Below are 13,559 nucleotides of genomic sequence, written 5' to 3'. Positions count from 1 at the left end.
ATGTTCGACACGGTCCTGGTCGCCAACCGCGGCGAGATCGCGGTGCGCGTCATCCGTACCCTGCGCGCGCTGGGGGTCCGCTCGGTCGCGGTCTTCAGCGACGCGGACGCGGACGCCCGGCATGTACGGGAGGCGGACACGGCGGTACGGCTCGGCCCAGCGGCGGCGGCGGAGAGCTATCTCTCCGTCGAGCGGCTGCTGGCCGCGGCGGCCCGCACGGGCGCGCAGGCGGTGCACCCGGGCTACGGCTTCCTCGCGGAGAACGGGGCGTTCGCCCGCGCCTGCGCCCAGGCGGGGCTGGTCTTCATCGGCCCGCCCGCGCCCGCCATCGAGCTGATGGGCGACAAGATCCGCGCCAAGGAGACGGTGTCGGCGGCCGGGGTGCCGGTCGTACCGGGCTCGTCGGGCAGCGGACTGACCGACGCCGAGCTGGTCGTGGCGGCCACGGACATCGGCATGCCGGTGCTGCTGAAGCCGTCGGCGGGCGGCGGCGGCAAGGGCATGCGGCTGGTGCGCGAGCAGGGGGCGCTGGCCGAGGAGATCGCTGCGGCCCGCAGGGAGGCGCGCGCCTCGTTCGGTGACGACACCCTGCTGGTGGAGCGCTGGATCGACCGCCCGCGCCATATCGAGATCCAGGTCCTGGCGGACGGCCACGGGAACGTGGTGCATCTGGGCGAGCGTGAGTGCTCCCTCCAGCGCCGCCATCAGAAGATCATCGAGGAGGCGCCCTCCGTCCTGCTGGACGAGGCGACCCGCGCGGCGATGGGCGAAGCCGCGGTCTCGGCGGCGCGCTCCTGCGGCTACACCGGCGCGGGGACGGTCGAGTTCATCGTCCCCGGCAGCGACCCGTCCGCGTACTTCTTCATGGAGATGAACACCCGGCTCCAGGTCGAGCATCCGGTGACCGAGTTCGTCACGGGCCTCGATCTGGTCGAGTGGCAGCTGCGGGTGGCGGCGGGCGAAAAGCTGCCCTTCGCACAGCCGGACATCACGCTGACCGGACATGCCGTGGAGGCCCGGCTCTCCGCCGAGGACCCGGCCCGTGGCTTCCTGCCCACCGGTGGCCGGGTGCTGGCCCTGCGCGAGGCGCGCGGCGACGGGGTGCGGACCGACTCGGGCCTGGTCGAGGGCGCCGAGGTCGGCAGTGCCTACGACCCGATGCTCTCGAAGGTCATCGCCTACGGACCCGACCGGGCGACGGCGCTGCGCAAGCTGCGCGCCGCCCTGGCCGCGACGGTCACCCTGGGCGTCCCGACGAACGCGGGCTTCCTGCGCAGACTGCTGGCCCACCCCTCGGTGGTCGCCGGCGATCTGGACACCGGTCTCGTGGAGCGCGAGGTGGACGGCCTGGTGGACACGGAGGTGCCGCCCGAGGTGTACGCGGCAGCGGCGGCCGTCCGGCAGGCGGAGCTGGCGCCGGGCGCCGGTACCGGCTGGGTGGACCCCTTCTCCGTACCGAACGGCTGGCGGATGGGCGGCACCCCGCTGCCCGTGACGCACCCGCTGCGCATCGCGGGACTCGAACCCGTTGCTCAGGAAGCACCGCCCGCCGACCGGAGTCACGTGGAGCCCGGCCGGGTCACGGTGACCGTGGACGGGATGACGTACACCTTCGACCGGGCGGGCGACTGGCTCGGCAGGGACGGCGACAGCTGGCACGTCCAGGACCATGACCCGGTCGAGGCAGCGCTGCGCGAGGCGGCGGGGGCGGGCGCCACGGACTCGCTGACGGCGCCCATGCCCGGCACGGTCACGGTCGTGAAGGTGGCCGTCGGCGACGACGTGGCGGCGGGCCAGAGTCTGCTCGTGGTCGAGGCGATGAAGATGGAGCACGTCATCTCCGCCCCGCACGCCGGCACCGTCACCGCACTCGACGTGACGCCGGGCTCGACCGTCGCCATGGACCAGGTACTGGCCGTGGTCACACCGCAGGAGGAGTCATGACCGCTGGACTGCCGATGCCCGTGGCGGCGCAGGGCCTGCCGCCGCGCGTGCGGATCCACGAAGTGGGCGCCCGTGACGGCCTGCAGAACGAGAGCACGGTCGTACCGACCGCCGTCAAGGCGGAGTTCATCCACCGGCTCGCCGACGCCGGGCTGACCACGGTCGAGGCGACCAGCTTCGTCCACCCCAAGTGGGTGCCCCAACTGGCCGACGCGGAAGAGCTGTTCCCCCTGCTGGCCGACCTCGGGGACGTCCGGCTGCCGGTCCTCGTACCGAACGCGCGCGGGCTCGACCGCGCGGTCGCCCTCGGCGCCCGCCGGATCGCCGTGTTCGGCAGCGTCACCGAGTCGTTCGCCAAGGCCAACCTCAACCGCACGGTGGACGAGTCGCTGGCGATGTTCGCGCCGGTCGTCACCCGGGCGCGGGAGGCGAAGGTCCATGTCCGCGGCTATCTGTCGATGTGCTTCGGCGACCCCTGGGAGGGCCCGGTCCCGGTCCACCAGGTGGTCAGGGTCGCCAAGGCCCTGCTGGACATGGGGTGCGAGGAGCTGAGCCTCGGCGACACCATCGGCGTCGCCACACCCGGCCACGTACAGACCTTGCTCGCCCAGCTCAACGAGGAGGGCGTGCCGACGAACGTCATCGGCGTGCACTTCCACGACACGTACGGCCAAGCACTGGCCAACACCTTCGCCGCGCTCCAGCACGGCGTGACCACCGTGGACGCCTCGGCGGGCGGCCTCGGCGGCTGCCCGTTCGCGAAGAGCGCCACCGGCAATCTCGCCACCGAGGATCTCGTGTGGATGCTCGAAGGCCTGGGCGTCGAATCGGGCGTCGATCTCGGCAAGCTCACCGCCACCAGCCTCTGGATGGCCGACCAGTTGGGCCGCCCGAGCCCGTCCCGCACCGTCCGCGCCCTCTCGCCCAAGGAGTGACCTTCGATGTCCCTGGACCACCGTCTCTCGACCGAGCACGAAGAACTCCGCCGTACGGTCGAGGAGTTCGCCCACGAGGTCGTCGCACCCAAGATCGGCGACCTGTACGAGCGCCATGAGTTCCCTTACGAGATCGTGCGCGAGATGGGCCGGATGGGCCTGTTCGGGCTGCCGTTCCCCGAGGAGTACGGCGGCATGGGCGGCGACTATCTGGCCCTCGGCATCGCCCTGGAGGAGCTGGCCCGTGTCGACTCCTCGGTGGCGATCACCCTGGAGGCCGGCGTCTCGCTCGGCGCGATGCCCGTCTTCCGCTTCGGCACGGAGGAGCAGAAGCAGGAATGGCTTCCCCGGCTCTGCGCCGGCGAACTGCTCGGCGCCTTCGGCCTGACCGAGCCGGACTGCGGCTCGGACGCGGGCGGCACCCGCACGACGGCCGTGCGCGACGGCGACGAGTGGGTGATCAACGGCACGAAGTGCTTCATCACCAACTCGGGCACGGACATCACAGGCCTGGTCACGGTCACCGCCGTCACCGGCCGCAAGCCGGACGGCCGCCCGGAGATCTCCTCGATCATCGTCCCCTCCGGCACCCCCGGCTTCACGGTCGCACCCCCGTACTCGAAGGTCGGCTGGAACGCCTCGGACACCCGCGAACTGTCCTTCGCCGACGTACGGGTCCCGCTGACGAACCTCCTCGGCGAGGAGGGCCGCGGCTACGCCCAGTTCCTGCGCATCCTCGACGAGGGCCGGATCGCGATCTCCGCCCTGGCGACGGGCCTCGCCCAGGGCTGTGTGGACGAGTCGGTGACCTACGCCAAGGAACGCCACGCCTTCGGCCGCCCGATCGGCGCCAACCAGGCCATCGCCTTCAAACTGGCCGACATGGAGATGCGCGCCCACATGGCCCGCATCGGCTGGCGCGACGCGGCGTCCCGCCTGGTCCACGGCGAACCGTTCAAGAAGGAAGCGGCCCTCGCGAAGCTCTACTCCTCGACGGTCGCGGTCGACAACGCCCGCGAGGCCACCCAGATCCACGGCGGCTACGGCTTCATGAACGAGTACCCGGTGGCCAGGATGTGGCGCGACTCCAAGATCCTGGAGATCGGCGAGGGCACGAGCGAGGTCCAGCGCATGCTGATCGCCAGGGAACTGGGCCTGCCCAGCTGAACGGCTCATTCGAACAGGCCAAATGCCCTACTTGACAAGGACTTTGGCGAGCGAGCGCTGGTAGGTTGACCCGCAGTGGAGCGGGAGGGCGGCAGCATGAGCAGACCGTGGGAAGCGGACCCGGAAACAGATTTCAAAAGACGCCTCGGAAAGTCGGCCCTGGAGCTGGGTGCTACCAACTCCGGCCCCGAATGCCCGGACATCTGGGAGTTGGAGAACGGCGACATCGCTGTGATCGGACGCGACCTCACCGCTTCCCTCGGGAGCCGCCTGCCGGACGGAGTCTCCGTCGGCCTCGATGAGCGTCTCGTCGTCATTCCCAGAAACATGCTCATCGCGGCGAAGGCGGATATTCCTAATGTTTGACTGCTTCCGCGACGGTGCCGGCGAGCTCCTCAAGAGGCCTGACTATCTCGCCGACTTCGGCCGGGTCTACGAGAGTGACATCAGCCTCCTTGCCAAGATCGAGCGCGGCCAGACCTTCAGAGAACAGGGCTCGCCGAGTTGGGACGCCTTCGCTTCCGGGGACTGGGCAGGGGCGTTGCGGCTGATCGAGAGCGAGCGGGATTCGGTTGCCGCCTATTTCCGGGATGCCGCGCGACGGAGTCTGGCATTCCGCAGGATTCGTGTCGTTGAGTTCCCGGTTTCCCCTTACCTGCAATGGGAGATGAACTCCTTCCGGCTCCGGTCGGAACTGGGCGAACAGATCCGGGTCTTGGATGCCCGGGAAATCGCTGATCTGGAGCGCGAAACGCAGGTGCCTGAGATCGTCATCCTCGGAAGTTCGGTGATGTACGCCGTGATCTACGACGACGATCTGAAGGGAGCAGGGGCGCTTCGGTTCACCGAACCTGACGAGATCAAGACAACGACCTCGGAGTTCGAATCCCTGTATGCCAAGGGCGAGGATTTTTCTGAGTTCTTCGAGCGGGAGATCGCCCCGCTCGGGCCGCCCACCGTTCACTGACGGTGGGAAGGAGACCGCAGCGGCAGGAGCATGCGCCATGGATTCGGAGTTGACCATGCTTGCCCAGAGCGCGAGCGCGACTCTCGTCGCTCTGATGGCGACGGACGCCTGGGAGCGCACCAGGGACGGGGTCGTCGCCCTGTGGCAGCGGGCTCGGCCCGAGCGTGCCGACGCGGTGGCCGACGAACTCCAGAGCACCCGGGAGGACCTGGCCGCAGATCCGACCGCCGAGCAGGAATTGGCCGCTGAGTGGCAGGGCCGGATTCGGCGGCTGCTGACTGAACAGCCCCAGCTCGCGGTGGAGCTGCGGAAGCTGCTGAACGATCTGGCGCCCGGTACCGACGCCGATGTGACCTTCTCACAGCGCGCCAGCGCCGCCGGCAACGCCAGGATCTACCAGGCAGGTCGCGACCTGCGTATCACCGAACGGTGAGCGGATCGACCGAGGGACGGGCTGAGGGCGACGGCCGGGTCTATCAGAGCCGTGGGGATCAGCACATCACCGAGCACCATCATCACGGTCACGGTGCCTTCACGGTCGGTGCCGCGCCCGATTCCGTCAGACAACCGGCGGTGGGGCGCGCACCGGTGGTCCTGCGCGATCGGCTGGAGCTGATGACGCAGCTACGGACCGCCCTCGAAGACGGCGGGGCTCATCAGGTCTACGTCCTGCACGGGCTGGGCGGCTGCGGTAAGACCGCCGTCGCCTCGGAAGTTTTTCGTCTCGCAACTGCCGAGGGCGGTCGGGTCGGACTGTGGGTGAACGCCCCCGATCTGGCCTCACTACGCGCGGGAATGCTCGCCGTCGCCGCTGACCGTGGCGCGAGCGAGGGGGAGCTCACCGCCGCGCGCAACGGCCTGCGCGCGGCTGCCGACCTGGTGTGGGACCGGCTGGACCGGTCCGACCAGCCGTGGCTCCTGGTGATGGACAACGCCGATGACCCGGCCATACTCCGCGACGGCAGTTGGCTGCGCACCAGTCCGCGCGGCATCACACTGGTCACCACCCGGCAGGTCGCCCCCCATTGGTGGCCCGGGGCGACGCTGCACCACGTCGGTGTCCTGCCACGGGAGGACGCGGCGCAACTGCTGTGCGACCTGGCACCGGAGAGCGGCACAGTGGAGGAGGCGGCCGAGATCGCGGATCGGCTGGGCCGACTGCCACTGGCACTCACCCTTGCCGGCGGCTATCTGGCACATCAGGTGATCAGCCCGTGGAGCATGGCGGAGTACGGCCGGGCCCTGGACCGAGGCGACGGGACTGATCCCATCGACCTCCTGGACCAAGGGGCTACGTACCGCGGTGACCACCAGTCCCGCCATCTCGCCAGCAGTACGTGGGAATTGTCACTGGACGCACTGCGCGCCCAAGGCCTGCCCGAAGCCACGCGGTTGATGCAGCTGCTCGGCTGCTGGTCCCACGACCCGTTGCCGCTCACCCTGCTGACAGGAACGGGTATCGGCGCGCTGCTGCCTCGCGCTCGGGTGGAAACGGCGCTCCGAGGTCTGCTCGACCACTCGCTCACCCGCCTGGTACCCGGTCCGCCCCGCTGCCTGCGGACCCACGGTGTACTGCTGGAAAGCATCGCTCGGGGCACCCCGGCCGAGCAGCGAGACCTGCTCGTGGGCGTAGCCGCAGAGCTGCTGAGCGCAGTGCTGCCGGATGTGACGCAACCGTGGGCGCGTGAGGATCCGCCCATCGCTCCGTTCGTGCCGCACACCCTGGCGTTGCTGCGGCGGGCGGCTCAGTGGACCGAGGTGGAACAGGCGGCGGCGACACGGGTGCTGGAGTGCGCGTTGCGGCTCGCGGTCGCACTTCACCGGGCGGGAGATTTCGCCTCCGCCCTGTCGGTAGGACAGGACGCGGTGGCGCGCGGGACGCGGCTGCTCGGGCCGAACCACCCCGCGGTGATCGCACTCCGCCGGCGTGTGGGGCGGTCCCTCTACCGGCTCGGGCGGTACGAGGAGGCGGAGGCGGTCCATCGCCTCGCTCTCGCGGACTGCACCGCAGCTTTTGGCGCGAGTGCCGTCGAAACGCTGGAGTGCTGTGTGGGGCTCTCTCCGGTGCTCGCCTGGGCGCTTGACCGGAAGGCTGAGGCAGCGTCGATGTTGCGACAGGCGATTGACGGCCTGGCCGCCGCGCTTGGCGCGAGCCACCCGTCGACGCTGATCGCGCGGACATACCTGCTGGAGTTTGCTGCCGAGGCCGAGCTGGACCCGGTCGGCGGAGCCAAGTTGCTGTCCGACTGCCACAGCGTGATCGGCCCGGCGCACCCGATCACCTTGAGCGCTGAGCTGAATTACGGCTTCGCGCTGATCGTCGCCGGACGGCAAACCCGGGCGCTGCCCCTCGTCCGCGACGTGGTCGTAGCTTTTGAGCGCACCTACGGACCGGAGCACCCGAAGACCCTCGCCGCTCGCGCGTTACTAAGCCGGGTGCTCGGCGAGCTTGGTCTGCTCGACGAGGCAGTGGCACAGGCTGAGCTGGTGGCGCACACGCGGGCGCGCGTCCTGGGGACCGAACATCCTTGGACCTCATGGTCCCTGGAGCGGCTCGAAAGACTGCAGCGTGCCTGGGGGAGACGTGACTCTGACAGCGAGTGACCCGAGGTAGCGGGGCCTGGACTCCGCAGGTCGTCAGAGCCAGCGCAGGTCGAACCACAGCTCCATGCGGACGTCCGCGTCGTCCAGGTCCGTCTCCAGGAGTGTCGCGCAGCGGGCGATGCGCTGGCGGACCGTGTTGCGGTGGATGGTCAGGGCCACCGCTGTGCGGTCCCAGCTGCCGTGCAGGGACAGCCAGGTGCGCAGGGTGTCCAGCAGGGCGGGGGAGTCGGTCAGGGGGGCCAGCCGGGTGCGGGCGTGGGCCGTGGCTTCCTCCGGGGCCACCAGGCCGGTCAGGCCCGTCTCGTGGTGGCGTACCAGGGCGGTACGGGTGGCCTCGGCGCGGTGCAGGGCGCGTTCGGCGCGCAGGGCGGCTGTCGGCAGGTCGGGCGGGGTGACCGGATCGCTCACGCCCAGGGTCCAGCCGGGCTGGGGGGTGACCTCGCGGTCGGTGACGACGCGGACGGCGGTCCCGGCCGTCTCGTACAGGGCGCTGCCCAGCGCGGCGGCCAGCGCGCCTGCGGCGAACGGGGTGGCGCCGCCGCGGGCGTGGACCACCGTCCAGGGGCCCGGGCCCAGCAGGGGCGCCGCCTCGGCGGGTGGCGCGCCCAGCAGCAGGCGGACGAGCGCCGCCGAGCGGCCGGCTTCGGCCGCGCCCTGGTGGGGGGCGGTCAGCAGCGACAGCAGGACGACGGCGACCCCCGCGACGGTGTGGTCGCCGGGGTCGCGCCGCGCCGCCGCGATGCCGAGGACGGGCCCCTCGCTGTCACCCAGGGCGTACGCCGTGAGGTGGGTGCTGTCCGCGGTGTCCGTCGCCGAGGTGGGGGCGGAGGGCGCGGTGGTCTGCGGGGTCACCACCGTCGCCAGGCGGCGCAGCGCCTCGCGCGTCGCCGGCGACTGGGCCCTGCCCGTCGCGTGCAGCTCCGTGCCGTCCGGCGCGAACAGGACGGCGCTGCCGTCGAGCCGTACCGCGAGCTGGCGCAGGACGGCCGGTACCGGGTCGGGGCGCGCGGCGGCGGCCGCCAGGCCCTGCTGGGCCTCGGTCACCCGGCGCAGTTCGCGGTGGCGCGCCTCCGCCATCAGCCGCCACACCCCGCGCGCCACCGAGGTGAACGGGGTGTGCGGCGGTACTTCCAGCAGCGGCAGCGCGTGCCGCTCGCACGCCTCGACGAGGAAGGGCGGCACCGTGTCGTACACCGGTGTCACCCCGAAGCCGAGCGCCGCGGCGCCCGCCTCGACGACCCGCGCCACATAGCGGTCGGCGTTCGCGCCGGTGAGCTGCACGCCCGCGGTCAGCAGCAGCTCACCGCCGAGGAGATACGGGTACGGGTCGGCCATCTCCGACGTGTGCACCCAGTGCACCGGTACGTCGATGTCGACGCCGGCGGCGGCCGACGGGCCCGCCACCAGCCTCAGGTCCAGTTTCCGGTCCGCGAGCATCGCGCTCAGCGGGATCGGCGGGGTGGGCGGGGACGCTGTGGGGTCCGGCATGGATGATCCATCCAGCTGCGGCGGTGAGAACAGAGGAAACGTACACTTCTTCGTTTGCCGGTGGCCACCTAGCGTCTTCTCGCAAGGCAGCCGACGAGACGGAGGACAACCATGGGTGTCGACTACGCGGTGATCGTGGTCTATCTCCTCGGCATGCTCGCCATGGGCTGGTGGGGCATGCGCCGCGCCAAGTCCAAGAGCGAGTTCCTGGTGGCGGGCCGCAGGCTCGGTCCGTGGATGTACTCCGGCACGATGTCGGCCATCGTCCTCGGCGGCGCCTCCACCATCGGCGGTGTCGGCCTCGGCTACACGCACGGCCTGTCGGGCGCCTGGATGGTCTTCACCATCGGCCTCGGCATCCTGGCGTTGTCGATCTTCTTCTCCGCGCGCATCGCCCGGCTCCGGGTCTACACCGTCTCCGAGATGCTCGACCTGCGCTACGGCGGCCGGGCGGGGCTCATCTCCGGCGTCGTGATGTGGGCCTACACGCTGATGCTCGCCGTCACCTCGACCATCGCGTACGCCACGATCTTCGACGTGCTGTTCGACATGAACAGGACCGTCGCGATCATCCTCGGCGGTGCGATCGTCGTCGCGTACTCGACGCTCGGCGGCATGTGGTCGATCACCCTCACCGACATGGTGCAGTTCGTCGTCAAGACGCTCGGCGTGCTGCTGCTCCTGCTGCCGATCGCCGTGGCCAAGGCGGGCGGTTTCGCCGAGATGAAGGACCGGCTGCCGCACACGTACTTCTCACCGTTCGGGATCGGCGGCGAGACGATCTTCACCTATGTGCTGATCTACACCTTCGGCATGCTCATCGGACAGGACATCTGGCAGCGGGTGTTCACCGCGCGCGGCGACAAGGTCGCCCGCTGGGGCGGCACCGTCGCCGGGACGTACTGCCTGGTGTACGCGCTGGCCGGCGCGGTCATCGGGACCGCCGCCAAGGTGCTGTACCCGAACCTGGGCAGCGCGGACGACGCGTTCGCGACCATCGTCAAGGACGAACTGCCGGTGGGCGTACGGGGTCTGGTGCTGGCCGCCGCGCTCGCCGCCGTCATGTCGACGTCGTCGGGCGCGCTGATCGCCTGTGCCACCGTCGCCAACAACGACATCTGGTCCCGGCTGCGGGGGAGGGTCCGCGACGAGGACGGGAGCGACCGCGACGAGGTCAGGGGCAACCGCGCCTTCATCCTGCTCATGGGTGTCGGCGTGATCGCCATCGCCATCGCGCTCAACGACGTCGTCCAGGCGCTGACCGTCGCCTACAACCTCCTCGTCGGCGGGCTGCTCGTACCGATCCTCGGCGGCCTGCTCTGGCGGCGCGGCAACGTCAACGGCGCGCTGGCCGGGGTGAGTGTGGGCGGCGTGGTGGTCGTCGCGCTGATGGCGGGCTACGGCGTCCTCGCCAACGAGCCGATCTACTACGGGCTGCTCTCCTCGCTCGCTTCCTACGTCGCCGTCAGCCTGGCGACCAAGCCCACCGACCCCGCCGTACTGGCCGCCTGGCGCGAGCGCCTGGCCGGCCGTCCCGACCCGGCGCCGGAACACCCGAAAACCGAAGAAAGCAGGCAGCACGCATGAGCGCCACCGCGCAGCCACGAGGCCCCGTCGACTCCTCCCGCGTCCCCCGCTACGCAGGACCCGCCACCTTCGCCCGGCTGCCCAGGCTGGACGAGGTCGGCAGCGCCGATGTCGCCGTCGTCGGCGTCCCCTTCGACGCGGGCGTTTCCTACCGGCCGGGCGCCCGCTTCGGCGGCAACGCGATCCGCGAGGCGTCCCGGCTGCTGCGCCCCTACAACCCGGCGCAGGACGCTTCGCCGTTCGCACTCGCGCAGGTCGCCGACGCCGGCGACATCGCGGCGAACCCGTTCGACATCGGTGAGGCCGTCGAGACCATCGAGGGCGCAGCCGACGCGCTGCTCGCCACCGGCGCCCGGCTGATGACGCTCGGCGGCGACCACACCGTCGCGCTGCCGCTCCTGCGGTCCGTCGCCAAGAAGCACGGCCCGGTCGCGCTGCTCCACTTCGACGCCCATCTGGACACCTGGGACACCTACTTCGGCGCCGCCTACACCCACGGCACCCCGTTCCGCCGGGCCGTCGAGGAGGGCATCCTCGACACCGAGGCGCTGTCCCACGTCGGCACGCGCGGACCGCTCTACGGCAAGAGCGATCTGGACGACGACGCCAAGATGGGCTTCGGCATCGTCACATCGGCCGACGTCATGCGGCGCGGTGTGGCCGAAGTCACGGACCAGTTGCGCCAGCGCATCGGCGAGCGGCCGCTGTACATCTCCGTCGACATCGACGTACTGGACCCGGCCCACGCGCCGGGCACCGGAACGCCCGAGGCGGGCGGTCTCACCTCGCGCGAACTGCTGGAGATCATCCGTGGTCTGGCCTCCTGCCGGCTGGTCTCGGCCGACGTGGTCGAGGTGGCCCCCGCGTACGATCATGCGGAGATCACGTCCGTGGCCGCATCGCACACCGCGTACGAGCTGACGACGATCATGTCCCGGCAGATTGCGGACGCGAAGGCTTTGGAGGCTGCTGCGCAGTGACACACGACCACCACGACGAACCGGTCCGGCTGACCCCCGAGCAGACGGCGGCGGCCCTCGCGCCGCCCGCCGGGCGCACCGGCGGCGACCTCGTCGTCGAGTCGCTGTACGGCCTCGGCGCCACCACCGTCTTCGGGCTGCCGGGCCAGCACGCGCTCGGCATGTTCGACGCGCTGCGCCGCTCCGACCTGACGTACATCGGGCTGCGCGTCGAGAACAACGCGGGCTTCGCCGCCGACGCGTACGGCCGGGTCACCGGCGAGGTCGCCCCGCTGATGCTGTCCACCGGGCCCGGCGCGCTGACCTCGCTCGCCGCGCTCCAGGAGGCGGCGGCGGCCTCCGCGCCCGTCCTGGCCATCTCCAGCCAGGTGCCGTCGGCCGGGCTCGGCGGCGGCCGGCACGGCTATCTGCACGAGTTGCGCGACCAGCAGGCGTCGTTCCGCGACATCGTGAAGTCCGTGCACACCGTGCGCACCGCCTCGCAGATCCCCTCGGCGATCGCCGCCGCCTGGGAGTCGGCGCTGACCGCCCCGCACGGCCCGGTCTGGGTGGAGATCCCGCAGGACGTGCTGCTCGCCGAGACGACGCTCCCGGTGGTCTCCGCGATGGACGCCACCCCGCGCGACCTCGACCCGCGCCCGGAGCTGACGGCCGTCGCCGCGCATCTGCTGTCGCAGGCGGCCCGCCCCGCGATCATCGCGGGCGGCGGGGTCGTACGGGCCGACGCGGCGGGCAAGCTCCGCGCGCTCGCCGAGAAGCTGGCTGCGCCGGTCGTCACCACCTGCGGCGGCAAGGGCGCCTTCCCCTGGGAGCACCCGCTGTCGCTCCAGTCCTGGCTGGAGGACCGGCACACCACCGACTTCCTCGAAGACGCCGACGTGCTGCTGGTCGTCGGCTCCGGACTGGGCGAACTGACCTCGAACTACCACACGTTCCGGCCGCGCGGCCGGGTGATCCACATCGAGGCCGACCTCGGCAAGCTGGAGTCCAACCACCCGGCGCTCGGCATCCACGCGGACGCCAGGACCGCCCTCGCGGCCCTGCTGGACTCGGTGCCCGAGCGCACCGACCTCCAGGTCGCGTCGGCGGCGGCCACGGCGTCGGTCCGTACCGTCCTGGAGCGGGTACGGACGCGGCTCGCCGCACAGGACCTGAGCGTGGAGCAGCGGATCCTCGCCTCCGTGCGCGACGCGCTGCCCATGACCTCGCCGAGCTTCTGGGACATGACGATCCTGGCGTACTGGGCCTGGTCGGCCTGGCCGGGCCCGATGCACTCGGGCCAGGGCGCCGGCGGCCTCGGCTACGGCTTCCCGGCCGCGCTGGGCGCCGCTGTCGCCGACCGTACGAAGCCGGTGCTGGCCGTGTCGGGGGACGGCGGCGCGATGTACTCCATCGCCGAACTGGCCACCGCACGCCAGTACGACCTGTCAGTCACCTGGCTGATTGTGGACGACGGCGGGTACGGCATCCTGCGCGAGTACATGACGGACGCGTACGGCGAGACGACGGGCACCGAACTGGCCCGCCCCGACTTCGTCGCGCTGGCCGAGTCCTTCGGCGTCCCGGCGACCCGTACCAGCATCGACGCGCTCCGCGACGACCTGGCGAAGGCCCTGGCGACGCCAGGTCCCTCGGTGGTCGTGCTCCCGGCTCTGCTCAAGATGTTCGCGCCCTCACACCTCCCCGAAGGGTCCTAGGACCAAGGGCCCGTATTTATTACGGCGGGATGAAACGCGAGGTCGCCTACGTTGGAGCCTTCCGGCAGAACAGCACAGCGGGAGGCGGCATCGGTGGCGGCAGGACAGGCGGAGGACAGGACAGCGGCGGAGGAACCGACGGCGGGGGAAGGCCGGGCGGGGGGCGCGGCGCAGGGCGGGGCGGGCGACC

11 protein-coding genes are annotated in these 13,559 nt (G+C 71.2%); 10 read left to right on the top strand and 1 reads right to left on the bottom strand.

All coding sequences use genetic code 11. The features are described 5' to 3' along the window. From OHS57_RS13355 to OHS57_RS13325, 7 genes are all read left to right on the top strand, one after another. Window positions 1–1,944, top strand: coding sequence for an ATP-binding protein (locus OHS57_RS13355; RefSeq protein ID WP_328582050.1), 1,944 nt, complete (start codon window positions 1–3; stop codon window positions 1,942–1,944). Continuing rightward, window positions 1,941–2,879 (top strand): hydroxymethylglutaryl-CoA lyase, encoded by a 939-nt coding sequence (locus OHS57_RS13350; protein ID WP_328582049.1) that lies wholly within the window; start codon window positions 1,941–1,943, stop codon window positions 2,877–2,879. The genes OHS57_RS13355 and OHS57_RS13350 overlap by 4 nt, the downstream gene beginning before the upstream one ends. A gap of 6 nt (window positions 2,880–2,885) precedes the next feature. Continuing rightward, a complete protein-coding gene (locus OHS57_RS13345; RefSeq protein WP_328582048.1) occupies window positions 2,886–4,046 on the top strand; it encodes an acyl-CoA dehydrogenase family protein in 1,161 nt (386 codons plus the stop codon). 96 nt (window positions 4,047–4,142) lie between these two features. Then, complete coding sequence (locus OHS57_RS13340; protein WP_328582047.1) at window positions 4,143–4,412, top strand: hypothetical protein; 270 nt, start codon at window positions 4,143–4,145, stop codon at window positions 4,410–4,412. Further along, the gene (locus OHS57_RS13335) at window positions 4,405–5,013 is read left to right on the top strand and encodes a DUF6879 family protein (RefSeq protein ID WP_328582046.1); all 609 of its coding nucleotides are present in this window, start codon (window positions 4,405–4,407) and stop codon (window positions 5,011–5,013) included. The genes OHS57_RS13340 and OHS57_RS13335 overlap by 8 nt, the downstream gene beginning before the upstream one ends. A gap of 37 nt (window positions 5,014–5,050) precedes the next feature. Beyond that, window positions 5,051–5,446 carry a hypothetical protein gene (locus OHS57_RS13330; RefSeq protein WP_328582045.1) on the top strand — a complete coding sequence of 132 codons (396 nt, stop codon included), beginning with the start codon at window positions 5,051–5,053 and terminating at the stop codon, window positions 5,444–5,446. Beyond that, a complete protein-coding gene (locus OHS57_RS13325) occupies window positions 5,443–7,617 on the top strand; it encodes a tetratricopeptide repeat protein (protein ID WP_328582044.1) in 2,175 nt (724 codons plus the stop codon). The genes OHS57_RS13330 and OHS57_RS13325 overlap by 4 nt, the downstream gene beginning before the upstream one ends. A gap of 33 nt (window positions 7,618–7,650) precedes the next feature. Here OHS57_RS13325 and OHS57_RS13320 read toward each other — a convergent pair whose 3' ends face one another. After that, window positions 7,651–9,105: a PucR family transcriptional regulator gene (locus tag OHS57_RS13320; protein ID WP_328582043.1), complete on the bottom strand. Its 1,455-nt coding sequence runs from the start codon at window positions 9,103–9,105 to the stop codon at window positions 7,651–7,653. Window positions 9,106–9,216: 111 nt separating this feature from the next. Between OHS57_RS13320 and OHS57_RS13315 the strand changes: the two genes are divergently transcribed. The 3 genes from OHS57_RS13315 to OHS57_RS13305 are packed head-to-tail and all read left to right on the top strand — an operon-like array spanning window position 9,217 to window position 13,369. Beyond that, window positions 9,217–10,692, top strand: coding sequence for a sodium:solute symporter (locus tag OHS57_RS13315; RefSeq protein ID WP_328582042.1), 1,476 nt, complete (start codon window positions 9,217–9,219; stop codon window positions 10,690–10,692). Further along, window positions 10,689–11,672, top strand: a complete 984-nt coding sequence (gene speB / locus OHS57_RS13310) for an agmatinase (protein ID WP_041989477.1) — start codon at window positions 10,689–10,691, stop codon at window positions 11,670–11,672. The genes OHS57_RS13315 and speB overlap by 4 nt, the downstream gene beginning before the upstream one ends. Next, window positions 11,669–13,369, top strand: coding sequence for a thiamine pyrophosphate-binding protein (locus OHS57_RS13305; RefSeq protein WP_328582041.1), 1,701 nt, complete (start codon window positions 11,669–11,671; stop codon window positions 13,367–13,369). The genes speB and OHS57_RS13305 overlap by 4 nt, the downstream gene beginning before the upstream one ends. The last annotated feature ends 190 nt before the right edge of the window (window positions 13,370–13,559 follow it).

This window comes from Streptomyces sp. NBC_00370 (genome assembly GCF_036084755.1).
Taxonomy (GTDB): Bacteria; Actinomycetota; Actinomycetes; order Streptomycetales; family Streptomycetaceae; genus Streptomyces.
The sequence above is the reverse complement of the archived record's forward strand: the minus strand, read 5'-3'. Positions and strand labels throughout refer to the sequence as shown.

Bases quoted from the DNA above. Each gene is read 5' to 3' on its own strand.
- OHS57_RS13345 (WP_328582048.1), top strand. From the start codon at position 2,886: ATGTCCCTGGACCACCGTCTCTCGACCGAGCACGAAGAACTCCGCCGT.
- OHS57_RS13350 (WP_328582049.1), top strand. From the start codon at position 1,941: ATGACCGCTGGACTGCCGATGCCCGTGGCGGCGCAGGGCCTGCCGCCG.
- OHS57_RS13335 (WP_328582046.1), top strand. From the start codon at position 4,405: ATGTTTGACTGCTTCCGCGACGGTGCCGGCGAGCTCCTCAAGAGGCCT.
- OHS57_RS13340 (WP_328582047.1), top strand. From the start codon at position 4,143: ATGAGCAGACCGTGGGAAGCGGACCCGGAAACAGATTTCAAAAGACGC.
- OHS57_RS13355 (WP_328582050.1), top strand. From the start codon at position 1: ATGTTCGACACGGTCCTGGTCGCCAACCGCGGCGAGATCGCGGTGCGC.
- OHS57_RS13330 (WP_328582045.1), top strand. From the start codon at position 5,051: ATGGATTCGGAGTTGACCATGCTTGCCCAGAGCGCGAGCGCGACTCTC.
- OHS57_RS13315 (WP_328582042.1), top strand. From the start codon at position 9,217: ATGGGTGTCGACTACGCGGTGATCGTGGTCTATCTCCTCGGCATGCTC.
- OHS57_RS13320 (WP_328582043.1), bottom strand. From the start codon at position 9,105: ATGCCGGACCCCACAGCGTCCCCGCCCACCCCGCCGATCCCGCTGAGC.
- speB (WP_041989477.1), top strand. From the start codon at position 10,689: ATGAGCGCCACCGCGCAGCCACGAGGCCCCGTCGACTCCTCCCGCGTC.